Source organism: Streptomyces shenzhenensis (assembly GCF_021462265.1).
Taxonomy (GTDB): domain Bacteria; phylum Actinomycetota; class Actinomycetes; order Streptomycetales; family Streptomycetaceae; genus Streptomyces; species Streptomyces shenzhenensis.
This window is the reverse complement of the sequence record NZ_JAJONF010000043.1, coordinates 59,680-79,041: the sequence shown is the minus strand read 5'-3', so window position 1 is coordinate 79,041 and position 19,362 is coordinate 59,680. Positions and strand designations below refer to the sequence as shown.

The 19,362-nt window shown below is 71.4% G+C and carries 13 protein-coding genes and 3 pseudogenes; 9 read left to right on the top strand and 7 right to left on the bottom strand.

Features of this window, described 5'->3' with window-relative positions:
• Positions 1-14: 14 nt before the first annotated feature.
• Positions 15-302: pseudogene (locus LQ326_RS37135) on the bottom strand (winged helix-turn-helix transcriptional regulator); the annotation flags it as partial.
• A gap of 102 nt (positions 303-404) precedes the next feature.
• Here LQ326_RS37135 and LQ326_RS37130 point away from each other — a divergent pair.
• Positions 405-1,258: pseudogene (locus tag LQ326_RS37130) on the top strand (alpha/beta fold hydrolase).
• A gap of 654 nt (positions 1,259-1,912) precedes the next feature.
• On the opposite strand, the gene LQ326_RS37125 reads toward LQ326_RS37130, so the two are convergent.
• The 3 genes from LQ326_RS37125 to LQ326_RS37115 form a co-directional block, all read right to left on the bottom strand.
• Positions 1,913-2,914, bottom strand: a complete 1,002-nt coding sequence (locus LQ326_RS37125; RefSeq protein ID WP_234543479.1) for a helix-turn-helix transcriptional regulator — start codon at positions 2,912-2,914, stop codon at positions 1,913-1,915.
• A gap of 150 nt (positions 2,915-3,064) precedes the next feature.
• Complete coding sequence (locus LQ326_RS37120) at positions 3,065-6,919, bottom strand: S8 family peptidase (protein ID WP_234543478.1); 3,855 nt, start codon at positions 6,917-6,919, stop codon at positions 3,065-3,067.
• Positions 6,920-7,422: 503 nt separating this feature from the next.
• Positions 7,423-9,768: an ATP-binding protein gene (locus tag LQ326_RS37115; RefSeq protein WP_234543477.1), complete on the bottom strand. Its 2,346-nt coding sequence runs from the start codon at positions 9,766-9,768 to the stop codon at positions 7,423-7,425.
• Between the two features lie 196 nt (positions 9,769-9,964).
• Here LQ326_RS37115 and LQ326_RS37110 point away from each other — a divergent pair, with 196 nt between their 5' ends.
• Entirely contained in the window at positions 9,965-10,735 is a 771-nt protein-coding gene (locus LQ326_RS37110) for an SDR family oxidoreductase (RefSeq protein ID WP_234543476.1), read from the top strand.
• Between the two features lie 439 nt (positions 10,736-11,174).
• Positions 11,175-11,798 (top strand): hypothetical protein, encoded by a 624-nt coding sequence (locus LQ326_RS37105; protein ID WP_234543475.1) that lies wholly within the window; start codon positions 11,175-11,177, stop codon positions 11,796-11,798.
• 224 nt (positions 11,799-12,022) lie between these two features.
• On the opposite strand, the gene LQ326_RS37100 is transcribed toward LQ326_RS37105, so the two are convergent.
• Complete coding sequence (locus LQ326_RS37100) at positions 12,023-12,835, bottom strand: universal stress protein (RefSeq protein ID WP_234543474.1); 813 nt, start codon at positions 12,833-12,835, stop codon at positions 12,023-12,025.
• Between the two features lie 317 nt (positions 12,836-13,152).
• Between LQ326_RS37100 and LQ326_RS37095 the strand changes: the two genes are divergently transcribed.
• Positions 13,153-13,305: a hypothetical protein gene (locus LQ326_RS37095; RefSeq protein ID WP_234543473.1), complete on the top strand. Its 153-nt coding sequence runs from the start codon at positions 13,153-13,155 to the stop codon at positions 13,303-13,305.
• Positions 13,289-13,468 carry a GntR family transcriptional regulator gene (locus LQ326_RS37090; protein ID WP_234543472.1) on the top strand — a complete coding sequence of 60 codons (180 nt, stop codon included), beginning with the start codon at positions 13,289-13,291 and terminating at the stop codon, positions 13,466-13,468. The genes LQ326_RS37095 and LQ326_RS37090 overlap by 17 nt, the downstream gene beginning before the upstream one ends.
• Before the next feature lie 395 nt (positions 13,469-13,863).
• On the opposite strand, the pseudogene LQ326_RS48465 reads toward LQ326_RS37090, so the two are convergent.
• Both LQ326_RS48465 and yczR read right to left on the bottom strand, forming a co-directional pair.
• Positions 13,864-14,138: pseudogene (locus tag LQ326_RS48465) on the bottom strand (transposase); the annotation flags it as partial.
• A gap of 62 nt (positions 14,139-14,200) precedes the next feature.
• Positions 14,201-15,658: a MocR-like transcription factor YczR gene (gene yczR, locus LQ326_RS37085; RefSeq protein ID WP_234543471.1), complete on the bottom strand. Its 1,458-nt coding sequence runs from the start codon at positions 15,656-15,658 to the stop codon at positions 14,201-14,203.
• A 382-nt stretch (positions 15,659-16,040) separates the two neighbouring features.
• Between yczR and LQ326_RS37080 the strand changes: the two genes are divergently transcribed.
• The 4 genes from LQ326_RS37080 (at position 16,041) to LQ326_RS37060 (ending at position 19,247) form a co-directional block, all read left to right on the top strand.
• Positions 16,041-16,526 (top strand): LysR substrate-binding domain-containing protein, encoded by a 486-nt coding sequence (locus tag LQ326_RS37080; protein WP_234543470.1) that lies wholly within the window; start codon positions 16,041-16,043, stop codon positions 16,524-16,526.
• A 509-nt stretch (positions 16,527-17,035) separates the two neighbouring features.
• Entirely contained in the window at positions 17,036-17,287 is a 252-nt protein-coding gene (locus LQ326_RS37070; RefSeq protein WP_234543469.1) for a hypothetical protein, read from the top strand.
• Positions 17,288-17,291: 4 nt separating this feature from the next.
• The gene (locus LQ326_RS37065; RefSeq protein ID WP_234543468.1) at positions 17,292-17,669 is read left to right on the top strand and encodes a toxin Doc; all 378 of its coding nucleotides are present in this window, start codon (positions 17,292-17,294) and stop codon (positions 17,667-17,669) included.
• A 249-nt stretch (positions 17,670-17,918) separates the two neighbouring features.
• Positions 17,919-19,247 carry an IS110 family RNA-guided transposase gene (locus LQ326_RS37060; protein ID WP_234543467.1) on the top strand — a complete coding sequence of 443 codons (1,329 nt, stop codon included), beginning with the start codon at positions 17,919-17,921 and terminating at the stop codon, positions 19,245-19,247.
• Positions 19,248-19,362: the final 115 nt, after the last annotated feature.

Here is a 19,362-nt window from a genome sequence, read left to right as displayed (position 1 = left end):
GCGACAGTCCACTAGTGCACGGCAGGCGGCACGGTGGGCTCCACGCGGCGCGCCACCAGGCCGTCGCGGGCCAGGCTCTGCAGCGTGACGGACAGCATCTTCTGCGAGATGCCCGGGACACGGCGCCGCAGCTCCGCGAAGCGGACCTCGTGCGGGGACTCCTCGGCCAGCACCTTGACCGTCATCGACGTCCACTTGGTGCCGATGCGGTCGAGCAGCCGGCGTGTCGGGCAGCGCGGGTCCAGCAGGTCGCCACGCTCACCTGGCCGCCTGTCATGTCCGTCGGGACCCGACGTGGTCACCTGGAGCTCACCACCTGAAGGGAAAGTGCCGTCTTGGGCGGGACAGCCTAGTTCCCTACGGTGACCACGTCACCCTTCCTCACCAGGCTTCGGAGTCCCGCCATGCCCGAACAGCGCCGCGTTGCCGTCAACGGCGTCGAACTGAACGTCGCCCCCGCCGGAGCCGGCCCGGCCGTCCTGCTGTTGCACGGCTTCCCGCACACCTGGCAGGTGTGAACCGACGCCATGGCCGGCCTGTCGGGCAGCCACCGCGTCATCGCGCCGGACCTGCGCGGCTTCGGCGCGAGCGGCCCCGCTGCCTCCGGGTACGACGCGGGCACCCTGGCCGAGGACGCCGCGGCGCTCCTCGGCGCGCTCGGGGTGTCCTCGGCCTCTGTGGTGGCCGTCGACGCCGGCGCGCCGCCGGCCTTCCTCCTCGCCATGCGCCGCCCCGGCCTCGTCCGGCGCCTGGTCGTCATGGAGTCCCTGCTGGGGAGGCGGCCCGGCGCCGAGGACTTCCTCGCCGACGGGCCGCCCTGGTGGTTCGGCTTTCACGCCGCCGCGCCCGGCCTCGCCGAGACCGTGCTGGCGGGGAACGAGGCGGCCTACGTCGACTGGTTCCTGCGGGCCGGCACGCTGCGTGACGGGGTACGCCCCGACATCCGGGACGCATTCGTCCGCGCCTACACCGGCCGGGAGGCGTTGAGCCGTGCGTTCTCGTACTACCGGGCCCTGCCCGAGAGCGCGGCACAGATCGAGCGGGCGGCCGGCACGGCCCGCCTGACCGTGCCGACGATGGCGCTGGGCGCCCGCCCCGTCGGCTCGGCGCTGGAACGCCAACTCCGGTCCGTCACCGACGATCTCACCGGACACGTCATCGACGACTGCGGCCACGTCATCCCGCTGCACCGGCCGGAGGCCCTGCTCGCCCTGCTGCGCGCCCCTTCCTGGCCGGCTACGACACGAGCGCAACGTGAGCGGACCCGCCGGGCGGCCGCCACGCTCGTGAGCTACTTCTGCCAGCCGACGGTCTCCGGCAGCGGCGTGCCGAAGACCGTGGCGCCGACGTCGGCCGGCCCCTTCCTGACGCCGTAGACGGACGGACCGCTGAAGAGGGGCAGGAAGGCGTACTGCGCCAGTTCCTCACGTTCGATGGCGTTTGCGCGGGCGGTCTGCTTGGCGGGGTCGGATATCTCGGAGGCGGCGTGGATCTGCTTGTCCAGCTCCGGGGTTCCGGTACCGGTCAGCTTGGAGTCGCTGTCGGTGCCGTAGAACTGGTAGAGGCAGCGCGCGCCGAAAGGGTCCGTGAAAGAGCGGCTTGAACCCGTACTGCGCCTCGTCCTCCGGCCCGGGCAGCGGACCGGCCACCGCCGGCATGGGCGACGAGGACGGCAGGGCAGCCTGCTCCACGGAACCCGCTGGTAGGCGGGTACTCATGGTTCAAGCGCCCCACCGACCGGCCGGGTCCGCGACGAGGACCGAAAGCTCGGGCCAGTGCCAGGGGTTCCGGCTCGCCGCCCGGCCGCCGCCGCGACCGGTCCGTACGGGCTCGCCCGCGCCCGGCCGGCCCCGCACCGGACGGTGAGCCACCAGGACTGACGAGCAGTCAGTTCGCCTGGGAGCGGCTGGCCTCAGAGCCAGCCGCGGCGAGCGGCCTGCCAGGCGAGCTGCATCCGCGTGTCGGCGCCGGCGAGCGTCATCATGTGCTGGATGTGGCGCTGCACGGTACGCCTGCTCAGCCCCATCTGGCTCGCGATTGCCTTGTCGGCGACACCCGCCACGAGCAGCGAGAGCAGCCGGCGGTCGGTCTCGGTCAGCGGGTCGGCGTCGACGACCCCGTCGCTGCCCTCCACCCCGCCGGAGGCGCTGACGTTCAGCGGGACCGCGGTCTCCCAGTAGCGCTCGAAGAGCGAGATGAGCGCCTCCAGCAGGCTGCTGCCTCGCACCAGCGCGGCCGTCGCCACATGGGGACTGCCCTGGGGCCCACCGGGGACCAGCGGGCAGATGGCGATGGCGCGGTCGGCCACGGCCAGGCGCAGCGGCAGGTGCGGAACCGACCGGGCCACCTCACCGGCGCGCACACCTTCGACTACGTTGTCGACGGCGCCCTCGTCGTCGAAGAAGGCCTGCTCGTACAGGACGCGGTAGCGCACCCCGCGGGCGAGGGCGTCGTACTCGGCGCGGTTGCTGCCCGAGGGCATCGCCACGTACTGCGCCTTGCAGAACCAGAGCATCTCGTGGCGCGCGTTGTCCTGCATCTGCCGCAGGTGCTGGCGCAGCGCCTCTGCTCCGGTGATGACCTCGATGAGCTGGCCGGGGTCGTGCCTGCGGCGCGTGCTGCGGTAGCTGTCGAGCAGGTCGGTGACGGCGGTACGGGCCTTGTCCAGCGCGTCGGCGTTGCGCTGCAACCGCGGCAGCAGCGCCACGTCGGGCGGTACGGCGGCGTAGTGCAGCGGATCGCGGTCGGTGGGGCTGGCGAGGCCCTTGCCGCACAGGGCCGCGAGGACGGCCTCGGCGGAGTCGCGCGGGAGTCCGGTCCGGTCGGCGACCTCCTGGGCCGACGCGGTCGCGGTCCCGACCAGGAGCCGGTAGACCGTCTCCTCGATCGCCGTGAGACCTGCCGCCTCCAGCATGCCGTGCCCCTCCCTCGCCGCGGCCGGCCCCGAGAAGCGGAACGGCCCGTTGAAGTTTGCACCGCGAGCCACCACCGGGCAAGCAAACGGCGGGTGCCGGGGCTTCCGCCCGGGCACCCGCCGTCGTTCAGCCGCTCAGCAGGGCCGGCGTCACCGCCCCGAGGAGGGGCCGTGGTGCAGGTAGGCGCGGTCTACGGTCTGCCGCACGCTGTCGCCCGCGGCGTCCACCGCGGTCACCCGCAGGCTGACGTACGCGTCCCCGCGCACGCCTGACGGCCGTTCGACCGTGGCGGTGAACCGCGTGCCGCCGTGCCGCGCGGTGCGGGCGGTGTGCCAGGTACGGCCGTCGTCGTACGACGCCTCGACCTTGAGCGTGACCCCGCGCGGGGCGGCCAGGCCGTCCGGCATCCGTACGTTCAGACCCAGGGTGTGCGACCGGCTCGGACCCACCGCGTTGCGGAGGTCCACCGGCGCGCTGTAGTCGACCTGGAGCAGCGGCAGCAGTGTGGCCGTCGCCGCGGTGTCCGAGGTGAACGTCCAGGACGTCCTGGTGCCGGTGCCGAACTGCCAGTCGGCGGAGGTGCGGGCGGTGGTGAGGTCCAGCCGGTAGCCGGCCTTGCCCGCGGGCACCTCGAATCCGCCCCAGGCCCCGGTGTCGGACTGCGCCACGAGCCGGCCGTTGCGGTACACCTCGGCGTGGGCCACGTCGCTCGGGTCGCCCACCGCGGACACCGCGGCACCGGTGCCCACACCGCCACCCAGCGAGCCGGCCTCCGCGAACGACCAGTGGCCGGACTGGGAGTCGGTGAACTCCGGGATGTACAGGGACAAGGTGTCGCCGTTGCGCACCGAGCCGGGCCAGCCCGTCACACCGTGCGGGACCGACGGGCGCACCGGCCCCGCGAACCACTTCTCCGCGGCGTGCTGTCCGGGCCGGTAGGTGCGGGTGGCGTCCTGCATGCCGACGCCCAGCTCGAGGTCGCGGTCCATGACGGTGTCGTGGTGCACGGTGTGGCTCCACAACGTGTCACCGGCCGTCACGTACTCGGTGCGCTGCTGTCCCACCGGCACGTCACGGGTGTACTGGTTCCAGGCGAACTCCTGGTAGGGGCGCCAGCCGAAACGCTGCTCGCTCGCCCAGGCCGAGGCGCCGGTGCGGGTGTAGGAAGCCTTCACCACCGCGCTGTTGCGTTCGCTGACCGTGTACACCAGCTTCTCGGGAACACGCTGCTGGGACACCTGCATCACGTCGTAAAGGTAGGGGCTCTTCACCGTGCCGGAGAAGTCCACCGTGGTGGTGCGCTTGCCGGCACGCTTCAGCAGGTCGGTGCCCTCCGTCGCGCCGGCGCGCATGATCGGCAGCGCGAGGCGGTCGCCCTCCGGCTGCCAGCGCGTCCAAGGGAAGAAGCCCTCGGGCATGACGAGCATCAGCGCCCTGGCCCCGGCGTCCGCGGCGGCCTTCGCCAGCTCGGTGTCGTCGCCGAAGTCGTAGCGGACGACAGCGAGCTTCCCGCGCACGTGGGCGGCCTTGAGGTCCGAGGCGGTACCCGCTCCGGCATCCACCGCGGTCAGCCGCAGGCCCTTGTCGTCGAAGACCGGAGAGGCCGGCAGGTAGTACGGGGCGAAGGGCGTCGGGGTGCCGGACACCTTCGCCCGCAACTGCGGGGCGGTCATCTGCCAGCGCGAGGCGAACTCGAAGGTGCCGTCGGTGACCTGCGCGGTCGGGCTGACGTAGATGCGCTTGGCGATGTCGAAGAACATCACGCCCTGGATCAGGCCGTGTCCCTCGATGCGCCGGTACGTCTGGTAGCTGAGGATCCCGCGCTGCTCGGCGGGCTCGGGCGTGCGGATCTGCACCTGGGTGACCTTGGAGGCGTCCAGCGTCACCGTGGTGTCCTTGGCGACCTTCACCTGCGGGTTGATCACCTCGACCAGTTCCTGGCCGTCCGAGGCGTTGTCCAAAGTGCTGAAGTCGACCTGGTAGGTGCCCTCCTCGACGACGGCGACCGCGGGGTCGGCGCTGGTGTACGAGACGAAGCCGTCCTGGCCCCAGATCGTCGGCAGCCAGCCCGGCAGCACCTTGCCCGCGCGGTCGCGGGCGATCACGGTGAGCCGGTGCAGCGGCGCGTGCACGACCAGGGAGAGCGTGGTGTGGGCGAGGACGGTCCCGTCCGCGCCGGTCGCGGTGACGTAGCCGTAGTAGGCGCCGCGCTTGGCGTCCTTCGCGTCGGTGCTCAGCGGCACGTCGGCGGAGGCGCCGGCGGCGAGGTGGACGGTGCTCGCGCCGGGCGCGACGACACCGGCCGTCAGGGCCACGCCGTCGGAGTTGGCCAGGGCCACGCTCAGCTTCAGGTCCACTGCCTTGTCACCGGTGTTGGTGTAGTGCAGGGTCGCCGACTGCTGCTTGTCGCCGCCCACCTGGACGGCGGGCAGCAGCACACTGCCGGTGGCCGTGACCGCGCCCATGGCCGCGGCGACGTCGATCCGGCCGCCGCCCTGCTCGGTCGCCTTCGTGCCCGGCACGGTGTGCGCGGTGCTGATCAGCGCGTCCTTCAACTGCTGACCGGTCCAGCCGGGATGCTGCTGCGCGATCAGCGCGACGGCACCCGCCACGTGCGGGGTCGCCATCGAGGTGCCCGACGCCGCCGTGTAGTTCGCGTCGACCGGGTCGCCCATCGTGGTGCCGGAGGCACGCGCGGCGACGATGCCGACGCCGGGGGCGGTCACGTCGGGCTTGACGGCCTTGTCGCCGAGGCGCGGACCGCGGCTGGAGAAGGAGGCGAGGGAGTCGTCGCGGTCCACGGCGCCCACCGTCAGCGCGGCGTCGGCCGCACCGGGCGAACCGATGGTGGACTCGCCGTTCTCGCCCGCGTTGCCCGCCGCGACGACGAAGAGCGTGTCGCCAGAGGCGGACAGCGTGTTGAGGGCCTGGCTCATCGGGTCGGTGCCGTCGGTCGGCTCGTCGGAGCCGAGGCTCATGTTGACGACCTTGGCGTGCTCGGCGGCCGCCCACTCCATGCCGTCGATGACCTGCGACTCCGAACCGTAGCCGTCGTCACCGAGCACCTTGCCGATCAGCAGCTCCGCCTTCGGTGCCACGCCCTTGCGGGAACCGGACGACGCAGCGCCCGTACCGCCGACGATCGACGCCACGTGCGTGCCGTGCCCGAAGTGGTCCACGGTGTTCCCGCTGCCCGAGAAGTCCTTCGACTCCGCGATCCGGCCCGCCAGATCGGGGTGGGCGGCGTCCACGCCGGTGTCCAGCACGGCCACCTTCACGCCCTGGCCCTCGTACCCGGCCTTCCACGCCGTCGGCGCGTTGATCTGCGCCGTGCTGCGGTCCAGCACCGGCGCGACCCGGCCGTCCAGCCACACCCGCGGGGTCGCGGCGGCGCGCGCGGTGCCCTCGGCATCGCCCGGGTTCAAGGCCTTCCAGAAGGCGCCGAGGTCGTCGTCCGCGACGCGCAGCGACCGCGCGTCGATACTGGCGAGGGTCCGCGCCGGGGCCGATGCCTCGTTGAACGCGGCGACCCGGTCCGCGACGGCGGCCGCGGCCTTCTCGCTCTTCACGGTCGTCCGGGCCACGCCGCCGCGCGGGGAGGCGGCGACGATCAGCGGCAGCGCGGAGGCGCCGGCCTCGTCGTAGCCCTGGGCGATCAGGGTGGACACGTCGAACAGACGCCGGTCCAGCGTCCCGGCGGCCACCAGGTCCGCGGCGTCCGACGGCAGCACCGTCAGGTCGCCGCCGTCCTCCTGGTACGTGCGGAAGACGATGCCCTCACGGCCGGGTCCCGGCTCGACCGAGGCGGCGCGGCGGCCGTCGGCCCCCGGCGTCACCGTCACGCGGTCGCCGGTCACCAGGCGTACGGTCACGGGCGGCGCGCCCTGGCCGCCGGCGGGTCGCGCCGCGGTGTCCTGGGGCGTCCGGGCGGAGGCGGCCGGTACGCCTCCGGCGGCCAGCAGCAAACCTGTCGATATCGCCGCCGTCAGGCGGATCCATGCCATCAGCCAAGCACCTCTCGTACAGCTGGGAGTCACGCGCTGTCCGACAGAATCTGCTGTGGCGGTGATCATGTCACTGGCCTCTGGTGTCACACCTGCGACATGTCCCAACGGCGCCACGGGGTGCGGCCGTCGCCCCCCGTCAGGGGCTGTCGTTCGGATCAGGCCGGCCTGACTCACGCTGCCTTGCCGGCTGCCCCGAGCCGGGCGTGGTGCGTGCAGCTGCAAGGCGGAGGAGGGAGTCGACGCGGTGGGCCTCCCGGCCGAAGGCTGGGGGACGCCGGCGACCGACGACAACGCCGCGCCCCGCGACGCCGGCATGATCGAACGACAGGCCCTGGTAGGACTCCGTTAGGGATGTGCCCGCGGGGCCGGTGTCGCCGCCTTCTCGGCGATCGGACTGGGCGGCGCCGGTGGCGGTGCGGTCGCCGATGTCCAAGGCCCACCGACCGGGCCCGCGAGTCGTGGGCAAGGGACGTCGGGCTCGGGCAGGGCTGCGCGCCAAGTCACTTGGTGCGGGCAGCGCCCTCCCGTCTTCGCCCGTAGGTCCAGACCGCCAGTTGGGACCGGGAGGAGAAGCCCAGTTTGGTGAGGATCCGTTCGACGTGGTTCTCGGCGGTGCGCTGGGCGATCACGAGGTGGGCGGCGATCTGCTTGTTGGTCAGGCCCTCCGCGACCAGGTCCGCGACTTGCCATTCGCGCCGTGTGAGGGGCGGGCCCGAGTCGGGATCCCGTTCCCTGGTCGCGGGCGGCGACTCGTCGAGTACGTATGCCAGGGCCTGGGTCACCGTGGCGTCGGCGCCGCACCGGAAGGCCCGGTCGAAGTCGGCGCCGGTGAGGGCCGCGCGCACCCGCTCCTCGAACCGGCGGCGCTCGGCGCGCATGAACGGAGCGGTGCTGAGGGTCCCTCCGATCGACTCCCACAGCAGGTGCAGCACGCCGAGCAGCCGGGCCGCGTGCCGCGGGTCCTCGGCGCTGCTCCAGGCTAGGACCTCCACACACATGGCGATGTCCCACCAGTCCTGGAAGGGACGCATGAGACGGATGGCGCGGCGGGCCAGCGTGGCCGCCTCCCGCGCCTCGCCGGCCCGCCGGGCCAGCAGACTCCCGGCGAACAGGGCCATCCCCCTCAGCCACGACTCGCCGTGCGCCTCGGTGACGGCCTCCGCCTCGTGACACAGCCGCGCGGCCCGCTTCATGTCACCCGCGTGGGCGTGGACGATGGCGAGCTTGACCGTGCACTCGACAGCCGCGTCGAGACGGCCCGCCGCATGGAACGCCGTGGCCGCCTCCTCGAACAGTTCGGCGGCGCGCGCGTAGTCCTCCTGCCAGGTGGCGAGCACGGCACGATGGTGCCGGGTCCAGGACGCCGCGTGCACATCACCGTGGCGCTCGGCGACCTTCGCGGACTCGTCCAGGGCGGCGAGGGTCCCGCCGTCCATGTGGCCTTGCAGGATACCCAGGTAGGCGTAGGTGCCCAGGGCCAGCGAGTGCAGCGGGGCGGCGCCGATGTCCGGGGCGGCCAGCAGGCGTCCGAGCCAGCGCCGGCCCTCGGCGAGCGAGCCGGCGGTGATCCAGTAGTGCCGCGGGGAGACCGCGAGGGCCAGGCCGGCCGCCGTCTCGCCGGACTGCTCCAGGCAGTACTCCAGCGCGGCCCGCAGATTGGCATGGTCGAGCCGCAACCGGGTGAACCACTCCACCTGCCGGGGGCCGAACCACTCGTCCCCGGCCCGCGTGGTCAGCCCGACGCAGTGGTCGCGATGCCGACGGCGCAGAACGGCCGACTCCCCCGACTCGGCCAGGCGTTCCAGCCCGTACTCCCGCACACTCTCCAGCATCCGGTAGCGGGAACGGCCGTCGTACTGCCGGTGGATCAGCACTGACTTCTCCACCAGCCCGTCGAGGACGTCGAGTAACGCGGTGGCGGGCAGGCCGCCGTCGGCGCAGACTCCCTCGACGTCCCCCAGATCGAAGCCGCCACGGAACAGGGAGGACCGGGCCCACAGCGTGCGTTCCTCGGCGCTGCACAGAGCGTGGCTCCAGTCGATCAGCTCGCGCAGGGTGCGCTGCCTGGGCACGGCGGTACGGCTGCCGGTGGTCAGGAGCGCGAAGCGGTCGGTGAGCCGGTCGAGGATCTCCTGCGGGGTGAGGGTACGCAGCCGGGCGGCGGCGAGTTCGATCGCGAACGGCAGTCCGTCCAGCCGGTGCACGAGCCGGGCCACCGTCTCGGCGTTCTGCTCGGTGACGGTGAAACCGGGGCGTACGGCAGCGGCCCGTTCGGTGAAGAGCACGACTGCCGGGCAGCCGAGGATTTCACCGAGGGAGCGCTGTCCGTCGGGGTCCACGACGGACAGCGGCTCCACCGGGAAGACATGTTCCGCGGTGACGCCGAGCGTCTGACGGCTGGTCGCCAGGACACGCACTGCGGGTGCCGCGCGCAGCAGCGTTTCGACGAGCCGGGCACAGGCGTCGACGAGGTGCTCGCAGTTGTCGAGCACCAGCAGAACCTTTCTGTCGCGCAGATGGGCCACGAGCGCCTCGGTCGCGCCGGCGCGGTCCCGTCCCGGGTTGGCCAGGCCGATCGCGGTGCCGAGGCTCTGCGCCAGCAGGTCACCCTCCCGCAGGTCCGCCAGTTCCACGACGTGGATGCCGTCGGGGAAGACCCGGCCCGCGTCCCGCGCCACCCGTAGGGCGAGCCGGGTCTTGCCCACACCACCGACCCCGGTCAGCGTGACCAGGCGAGCGCTCGACAGCAGCCGTCGGACCCGGGTGGTCTCGGCGCGCCGGCCGATCAGCGTGGTCAGTTCGGCGCTCACGCCGTCGGCCGTCGTCACGACTGCTCCCGTTCCCATGTGCGATCACTGTAACGGCTGTTGGCTTTGAGTATTTCCCCCCTGTTCCCGCCGGACGCCCAGGCCCAGACTCGTCGCCGGACAGTGCCAGAGATCTTGCGAGGTGGATGTGTCGACGGGGCCGGAACGAATGGAACAACTGGGCGAGTTCGTGCAGTCTTACCGGGGTGGTCCGCCCCGACGGTCGATGCAGGTCATGGTCTTCGCGGTCATTGTCTTCATCGTGCTCTGCACCATGTGGGGCGACTACTCCTCGGACGGGGGGTTTCTGATGTGGTTCGCCCTCGTCACCGCGGTCATAGTGCTGTGTGTGGCGCTCGTCGTGCGGCACACCCGGATACGGATCCACCTGTACGAGGAGGGCTTCCGGATCGAGCGGCCGGGACGGCGGCCCCTCGAGCACACGTGGCGGGAGATCGCCTCAATCGAGTCCGAGCGGGTCCGGGTCTTCATCAACTTCTCCCACTCGCACGACGTACTCAGGACGGTGATCGTGCCCTACGCGGGCCCCCGGATCCGGTTCCGGGCGCTGGACTTCTTCGCGGTCGCTCCGGGCAAGAGCCTGTGGTCCGCGCGGGACACCGCCGAGGGCTTCGTCGCCCAGGCGGCCCAGCGTGTCGGCGCCGACCGGGCGGCACGGTACCTCGGCGAGCTGCGCGACGGCGGTGAAGTGCACCTCGGGCCGCTGGTGCTCACCAGGGCCGGCATGACGATCACTCCGTTCACCGACGTCGTCCCCTGGTCCCGGATCAGCTTCGTCAAGGCGAATCCGGAGGATGGTGTGCACCTGCGGGTGGCCGGTCTCGCCAAGGTCGTCGGCAGTACCGCTCTGTCGTCCCGCGCCACCAAGGCGGGTTACCGCACCAAGGGTGACCTGCTCGAGGTCTGGGACCTGATGCATCGTCCCGGCACGGACTACGTCGCGTTGCGCATCATGCTCGCCGAGGCACCGAGTCTGCCGGCCTGAGCCGATGGGAGTTCTCGCCCTGAAACGTGGAGACCAGCACACCACCGGACCGCGCCACGACCAGCGGGGCGCCCACCCGCGGGTGGGCGCCCCGCTGGTCGTCGTGGCCCTGGCCGCGGGGCTCGTCGGCTGCGGCAGAGCGGGCGGTCACCGGGCAACCTCGTCACCACCGTCGCACTGCGGGCCGACGCCGACCCGCAGGACTCCTGCCCACCCTCATGCCCCAGGACGCGGTCGGTGTCCTCCGGGCACTGACCCCCGCCGCGAGCGCAGCCGAACTCAAGCCGGTCCTCGCCGGCCCGGCCTGGTGAAGCCCCTCGGCCGGACGCCGGACGGTGTGCACCTGCGGGTGGTCCGCCTCGTCAAGCCTCGTCGGCAGCAGCGGATTCGAGTATTTCCCCCGTACCCGCGCGCCGCGGACACCCCCAGACTCATGTCCATGGAACCAAAAATACCGTCGGCCCTCCGGAGGACGGCTGAACGCAAGAACCTCGGCGGGCTCCTCGCGGTACACCGTCCGGCCGTACGGAACGTCGGCAAGTACGCCGTCGGGTGCGTGGTTTCCTGGGCGGCCGTGGGCGCGGTGATCTCCTCATGGACGAACGGCGGCGTCTTCCTGTGGAACGGCGGGCAGGTGTCCCCGGCGTTCGTCTTCGTTCTCATGCTGCTGATCGCCGTCGCCGTGAGCTACCTGTTGGCTGCGGCCGTGCGGGAGCGTCGGGCCGCCCCGTCCGCGTACGTCTTCGTCGACGGGCTCGTCGTCAGCGGTGCCGACGGGGAGGCGTTGAGCGCACACGGGGACGCGCTGTCGTACATCGAGGTGGTAGAGCAGCGGGCCCCCGACTACGTCCGAGGCACCAAGGTCGTCCGTCGGTCGTACGTCCTGCACGGCCAGGACGGGACAGCATGGCCGGTCCACCACGAGTTCAGGAACAGCGCCGACTTCGTCGCGCTCGTGAACGCGGCGCTTGTCGACTTCCCGGCGGACCCCTGCCATGGGACGTCGGCCGAGGCTGGCGGTGCGGGCGGCGACGAGCCCCCACCATGCCGGCACAGCCGCTGAACCCGGCATCGCGGTCGACTCGACCGGACCCGACATCAGATGCCCGAATCGATCGCTGTCCTTGGGCCAGCTGTGACGCTCCGAGTGGCCAAGTGGCGCCCGTGTTCAATGTTGTTGATCAACGCCTGGAGCCCACAGCCCAAGCGGTCGATGGTCGACGACAGACGGACGCCGCTGAAGGACGAGCCGGGGCTCGCATCCGGCAAGGGCGGTAGCGAGGCGGATTACCGTGTCCGGGGCTGGCTCGGGAGACTGCCGAGGGGAGGACCGGAGCGGGGCTTGCTGTCGGATGCTGTCGTGCAGCGCTGCCCAGGCGGGCAGCAGGAGGAGCGCGAGGGCGGCGGTCCAGGCCGTGATCGTCGCTGGGATGGTTCCCTCTCCCGCAAGCGGATTCTCCTGGCGTGCCGGGTGGCTGGTGGCTGGTGGCTGGTGGCCCAGCGTACGCAGGCGAAGTGGTCGTGTGAGGTGAACGCGGCCAAGGGCAGCAGCGTCCCCGTGCCGAGGACGGCAAGCCTTCGTGGAGGGCGCGCAGGTCTTGGTGCGCGTTGCGCCGTGCCACGAAGAATCCGGCGGCCGGTTGCAGCAGCATCGCGACGGCCACGTGGTAGAAGGCGAAGACCGAACTGAGGTTCCCCCTGCCGGCGCACCGGGTTGCGGTGGGTCCGCGCCCGGAGACCGTTGGGGCGCGCCGCCCCGACGATCAGTAGGTCGTCGTGGCGGCGCGCGACGGCGCACAGGGCCGATCCGGGAGCGTTTCTGATGACCAGACAGGTGACATGAAGATCCGCCGGGAGCCCGCCGATGGCCTCGTCGAAGGCGCGGTTCAGCCGCAGCCGGGCCTCGTCCTCCCACATCCTGACCCATGCGCGGTCGGGCCATTTGGCGTAGAGGGTCTCGCCCTCCGGCGGCTCCCAGGCCGCCACCGCTACGAGTGTCCTGCCGTCGCGGCGAGCCTCCAGGACTCCACGCCGCAGCGCGGCGAGGCTGGCCAGCGAGCCGCTGACTCCGACGACGACACGTCCTGACTCCGTCGTCATGCGGGCCTCCCGCCCCGCTGCGACGCATGGTGTCGCGCCCTTTCCTGATGTCGGCGGCGAAGGTGCCGCCCTGTGGCCGCGAGCGAGCTCCGGATCCACACGCCTACGCGTATGGGATCCGCGATGCGTTGTTCGTGGCGTCGCTGTATCTCGCGCTCCTCGCGATCGGTCATACCTCGAGCCATGCCAATCCTCCGTCCCTCCGGGGGCATCTCCCAGGCCAATGCCTTGGGGTGCAGAGTCTGCAAGCTCATTGGCTGGCAGAGCAGGGCCAATGGGGAGGGATTGGTATGGCAGGCGAGCGAACAGTCCACGCTGTGGACCGCACCCTGGTCGGCCGGCAGCGCGCTGCTGTGATCTCCGGCCCGCCCGGCATCCGGCTCGGCTACCGCAAACTGGTCCGATCGGTGCGCTCCCCGGTGCTGGACGGCCGGATCGCCCTGCACATGCGTGTTGCCGGCAGAGCGTGAACTCGCGTCGGCGCTCGGCGTCAGCCGGGCCACCATGACGGCCACGTACGACCTGCTGCGGGAGAGCGGCTACGCGCACAGCCGGCGGGGCGTCGGCATCTGGACCACACGCCCCGACGGGCGGAGCCCCACCGGCGCCGCCTCAATGATGTCCGGCGAATAGGCCGCCATCGACCTGGCGCTCGCAGTCCTTGCGGCCCCCGAGGACGCGGTCGCTGAAGCACTCACCGGAGCCACCGCGCTACTGCCCCGCCATACGGTTGCCCCTGGATACCACCCCTATGGTCTGCCCGGCCTGCGCGCCCCGGTCGCCGATCGTTTCCCCGCAGAGGCCTGCCCACGCTGCCCGGCCAGATCCTGATCACCTCCGGCGCGCAGCAAGCGCACGCCCCTGTACTCGCCCTGCTGGGCAGGCCCGGCGACCGCGCCATGACAGAGAACCCGTCCTACCCCAATGGCCTGGGCGCCCCGCGCAGGGCCAGAATGCGGACCGTCTCCGTGCCCGTGGCGGACGCCTGCTGGGACAATGGCCTCATCGAGTCGACGTTGCGCCAGACAGCGCCCCGCCTGCCTGGGGTGGAGCCGGTTCCAGGAGCGGGCGGTGGCGGTGCCGTAGAGGCGGGTGTCGGTGACGGTCTCGGTGTCCGGGTGCCCCAGGTGTCGGGCTGGCCGAAGACGAACTCGCCGCCGTGCAGGCGCCGTCGTCCCCACGTTCCGGGCTGGCGGGGCGGGACGGCCCTGCGCAGGACACGGTCCGAACGCATCCGTTCCAGCACCTGCCCGGGCAGGTGCTGCGGGAGGAAGGCGAGGCGGGGTGCGTCGACCACCGAGTCCTACCAAGCAGCCGTCACCCTCGCAGCCCGTCTGATGTGGGAATGACTTTTGACGACAGAACCTAGGCCACCCAGTACGGCCGCCCCGGCTCCTCGTCTGCGCCGTCGAGGCCCGCGTCGAGGGCCGCGGCGATCCGGCGTACCGCGTCGTCGGCGACCTCGTCGGGCTGTGTGTAGGGCCAGCGCAGCCGGTGCTCGAACGTGCCGGGGTCCGCGCCGAACCGGGACCCGCCCTCGATCCGTACCCCGTGCCGCAGCGCGGCCCGCGTCAGCGGACCGGCGATCGGGCGGCCCAGGTCGATCCACAGGCACATGCCGCCCTGCGGCGTCTGCCAGCGCCAATCGGGGAACTCGCGGCGCAGCTGCGCGGCCAGGTGGTCGCGCTGCGCGCGCAGGAGCGGCAGCCGCCGCTGCAGGATCTGTGGCTCCCGGGCGATCAGCCGCAGCGCCACCAGCTGGTCGAGGACCGACCCCGACATGTCCGCCATGACCCGCCGCGCCGTCAGCTCCGTGATCAGCCGCGTGCCCGCCCGCACCCAGCCCACCCGCAGACCCGACCAGTGCCCCTTGCTGAGCGAGCCGACGGTGACGATCTGCTCGACACCGCGCCCCGCCACCAGCGACGCGAACGGCGGGGGCGTGGCCACGTCGAGTGCTATGTCCGCGATCGTCTCGTCGACAACCAGCCACGTGCCGGTCGCCCGCGCGTCCGCGATCATCCGCTGCCGCTGCTCGCGCGGCATGAGCCTGCCCGTCGGGTTCTGGAAGTCCGGGATCAGATACGCGAGCCGGGGCGCCGACTGCCGCAGCGTCGCCCCGAACAGCTCCGCGTCCCAGCCGTCCTCCGTCACCGGCACCGGCACGGTGCGAAGCCCCAACTGCCTTATGACGGAAAGGGCGTTGGCGTACGTCGGGTTTTCCACCGCGATCCGGTCGCCGGGCCGCCCGAGCAGGGTGAGCGTGAGCGCCATCGCCTGCTGCGCGCCCGACGTGACGAGGATCTGCTCGGGCAGCGTCGGCAGCCCGCGCCGCGTGTACCGCTCGGCGATCGCCGCGCGCAACTCCGGCAGACCGTAAGGGTGGTAGTCCGGCGTCGTCGCGTGCCGGGCCAGGTCGTCGGCGGCGGCCGCGTACGCGGCGGACAGTTCGTCGGCCAGGGCGCCGGGCGCCGCGATGGCCAGGTCGATCACGTCCTCACCGGCGAGCGGGGGACGCACACTGGTCAGCCGCGCGCCCTCCGGCAGCTCCGTCCACGTCCCCGCGCCGCGCCGGCTGACCGCGTAACCGCTCTCCCTGAGCAGGTCGTACGCGGCGGTCACGGTGGCTCGGCTGATACCGAGCGCCACTGCGAGCTCGCGCTCCGCGGGCAGCCGGGTGTGCAGCGCGATCCGGCCGTCGAGCAGCAGGGTCCGTACGCCCTGTGCGAGCGCCCGGTAGCCGGGCCGTTCCCCGGCGACCCCGGTCACCAGCGCGGCGAGCCGCCTGCCGCCCAGAGTGCGGACTCCGCTCCTCGCTGCCATGCCACATCCCCGTCATTGGCCCTGCACTCCAGGCCAGTCAATCTACAGACTCACAGAAGGCCGCCGGACAGTGGCCTGGGTGGGAACGAGGAGACACTGATGGGGCTATTTGATATCTCCCCAGGCACTGCTCAGCCGTGGGGCAAACCTGCTCTGTTGATCTCCCCACCCTTCGTGTGACCTTGTTCGGTCTTTTCGCGTGATGTTGCCCGGCGTGTCGAATGGGCCTGGGTGTGTCGTGGAGAGCCTGCGTGCGCCATGAGTTCGGCCTGGTCGGGAGCCTCAATGCTCACGCGGGAGGAAGACGTGGATGCTCATGCTCTGCGTCGCCAGGGATGGACGATCTCGGCGATCGCACGGCACCTGGGCCGGGAAGCGCAGTATGGTCATGCTCGAGGACGCGATCGCGGCCGTCGTGCCGGCGGACTCTCCACTGGCGGGTCGGGAGAACATGCCCATTGAACTCCTGTCCGGCAAGACCCTGATCAGTTACGGCCCCGACAGCGGACTGCGGCCACGGCTGCAGTCCGCGTTCGACGCCGCCGACATCGACTTCACCACCCAGTACGCAACCATCGACGGGAGCCTGCATGCCACCCTGGTGGAAGCCGGTGTGGGCACCTCCCTCACGGTGAGCACCGACCGGGCCCTTGCCGCTAACCCCCGAATCCGTGCCGTCCCGATCAGCCCCTCACTCACCTACCGCAAAGCACTGATCTGGCGCGGCACCCCCAGCCCACCCGGCCCCTCCCCGCCCTTGGCCCCTCAGCACCCTGACAACGGTGCACCACCAAGGCATGAACCCCTCGCAACCGCTGCCATGTCCGCCGATGCACCCCCTGTCGCCGGCGTAGGGCAACCAAGCTGAGCCCGGAACGACACGGCGCGCTGGATGAGTTGGGCATGCGCTGGTAAGTGTGACCTCGCAGGTCCTGCTGGCCGTCGGCGGCCAGGGTGCTGCCCGGCGCCTCCGCCTGGACGGCGAGGGAGCGTGAGTCCTACGCCAACGACCTGGACGACTCGCGGGCGCTGATCGCCCCGTCTCGTCTCGGCAGCCTCGAACCGGTCCAAGGCCGACAAGGACCCGACCGAGTGGCTGCCGCCGTACACCCCGTACTGGTGCGAGTACGTCACCAATACTTCTGTGGACCTCTTCTGGCTACCGCAGAAGAGGTGTCGCCGGGCTTGACAGGCTTGCCCCGTGGGTTGATCTGCGAGAACGGGCCAGTCTTGCCCGTAGGTGAGCTGCAAACCTCGGTGCGCCCTTCGGTCCCAGGGTGGGAGCAACCCTCCAGCCCACCACGGTTCAGGTACCCAGGCTGCCTGCCTTGACCTGCAATGATTGAACCCTGGGTACCCCGGCGGTAGTCTGGCCGCATGGCAGCACTCAACGTGGACTTCTCCGACGCGGAGCTCGAGGATCTTCGGGACGCCGCCCGGGAGCGTGGCATGACGCTGAAGGCCTTCGTACGGTCCTCGACGACCGACGCGATCGCCCATCAGCGAAGTCTGAAGACGGCGGCGACGGAGTTCCAGCGGGTCTTCGCGGACCCCTCGCTGGCCGAAGCCATCGAAGCGGCGGGCATCGACGACGGTCCGGTGGCGAACACGACGGGCAGGGCCGCCTGAAGCAATGGCACCCGCGCTGCACGTCGACGTGCGCTGGCTCCTGCAGCAGCACGAGGTGGCCCTTCCCGACCAACCCCACATCAGTGATTTTTCGGCCCTGGTTGCCGCCGTGGCGCGTCACCGCGTCGATCCGCCGCGCCTCGGTGTCGAGCCGGACGCGCCCTGGCGCGCCGCGGCGCTGCTGCACACCCTGCTGCTGCTCAGGCCCCTGCCGTCTCTCAACGTCCGTTTCGCGTGTGCCGTGACCATCGCCTACATGCACGCCAGCAACGAGGGCCTCGACGTCCCGTACGGCGAGCTGGTCGAACTGTGCAAGAACTTGCTGGCCGGCAAGGACACGGTGTTCGGCGCCGCCGACCGGATCCGTTCCTGGCGCATCTGACCGCCCCGGCGCCCGCGCCATCGCCACAGGCACTGTCCCCGGTGACGGTCTCGTCTGCCGTCCCCTGGCGTCGGTTGCAGCTGACGGCCCACCCACCCTCGTGCTGCGGTCAGCGGGGCACCGGCACACCGTCAGCGCCGAGACCGCGGCGGCGTCCTCCACGCTCGGCCGGACGTCCAGGACCTGGCTGATGCCAGTCAGCTCCAGGACCCGCAGGAGCTGGTACGCGAGCCGGGCCAGGCGCACACGATGGACGAGTCGCGCGAAGAACTGCAGGAGGAAGCGGTGACCCGGGTCGCCGCGATCGACATTGCCAAGAACAGCGGGGTCGTCTGTACGCGGCTCCCGCACGAACAGCACGAGGGTAAGCGTGCTCAGCGGGTCTGGACGGTTCCGGCGACGACCAACGCGATCGTCGAACTCGGCGACCACCTGATCTGCCAGGGCGTCACCCTGGTTCTGATGGAGGCCACTGGCAACTACTGGCGGCCGTTCTTCTATCTGCTCGAGAGCCGTGGGCTTCGGTGCTGGCTGGTCAACGCCCGCCACGTCAAGAACGTTCCGGGCCGTCCCAAGACCGACAAGCTGGACGCGGTCTGGCTGGCGAAGCTCGCCGAACGCGGCATGGTCCGTCCTTCCTTCGTGCCGCCCAAGCCTGTCCGGCAGCTGCGGGACTTCACCCGTACGCGCACCGTGTTCGTGCATGAACGCACCCGTCACAAGCAGCGCATCGACAAGGTCCTGCAGGACGCGCAGATCAGGCTCTCGTCCGTGGCCACCGATCCGCTCGGCGCCTCCGGCCGGGCGATGATGGAGGCGCTGATCGCCGGTGAACGCAACGCGCGGTCCCTCGCCGACCTCACCCAAGGCAGGCTGACCGCCAAGCGCGACGCGCTCATCGAGGCGATGACGGGACAGTTCGAGGACCACCACGGTCGGCTGCTGAAACTCCTGCTCGCCACCGTTGATCACTTGAGCGGGCAGATCGCCGTCCTGGACCAGGAGATCGCCGCCTCGATCGACGCGCTACCCGATCCCGGTGTTCCGATCGACACGCCGACAGCGCCGGACGGCATGACCTTTGGCCGTGAGTTGCTGGTCCGGCTGGACGAGATCCCCGGCGTCGGACCGGTCGCAGCCCGTGCCCTCCTGGCCGAGATCGGCCCGGACATGAGCGGTTTCCCCTCACCGGATCATCTTGCGTCTTGGGCGAAGCTCTGCCCCCGCACCATCCAGTCCGGCGCCAAGAGCACCACAGGCCCGGCCGGCAAGGGCAACCCGTGGCTCAAGGGCGCCCTCGGCGAAGCGGCCAGCGCCGCCGCACGCACCGACACCTTCCTCGGCGCCCGCTACCGCCGCCTGGTCAAACGCCGAGGCCACGCCAAGGCCCTGGTCGCCGTCGCCCGCTCGATCCTGGTCATCGCCTGGCACCTCGTCAACGATCCGCAGGCCCGCTACCAGGAACTCGGACCGGACTGGCACCACAAGCACCTCAACCCGCAGCGCAGGACACGCGATCTCGTTCGGCAGCTCGAGCACCTCGGCCACACCGTCATCCTCGCCCCGAACACCGCGTGACCGCACCCCACAGACTCATCCGGTCGGCTCCGCCGCCCGGATGCTGCCGCCTGCCCGCCTGAGCATTGATTTTCCGTTCAGCCCCAAAGAACGGCCGGGTCACAGCTTGTGGCTG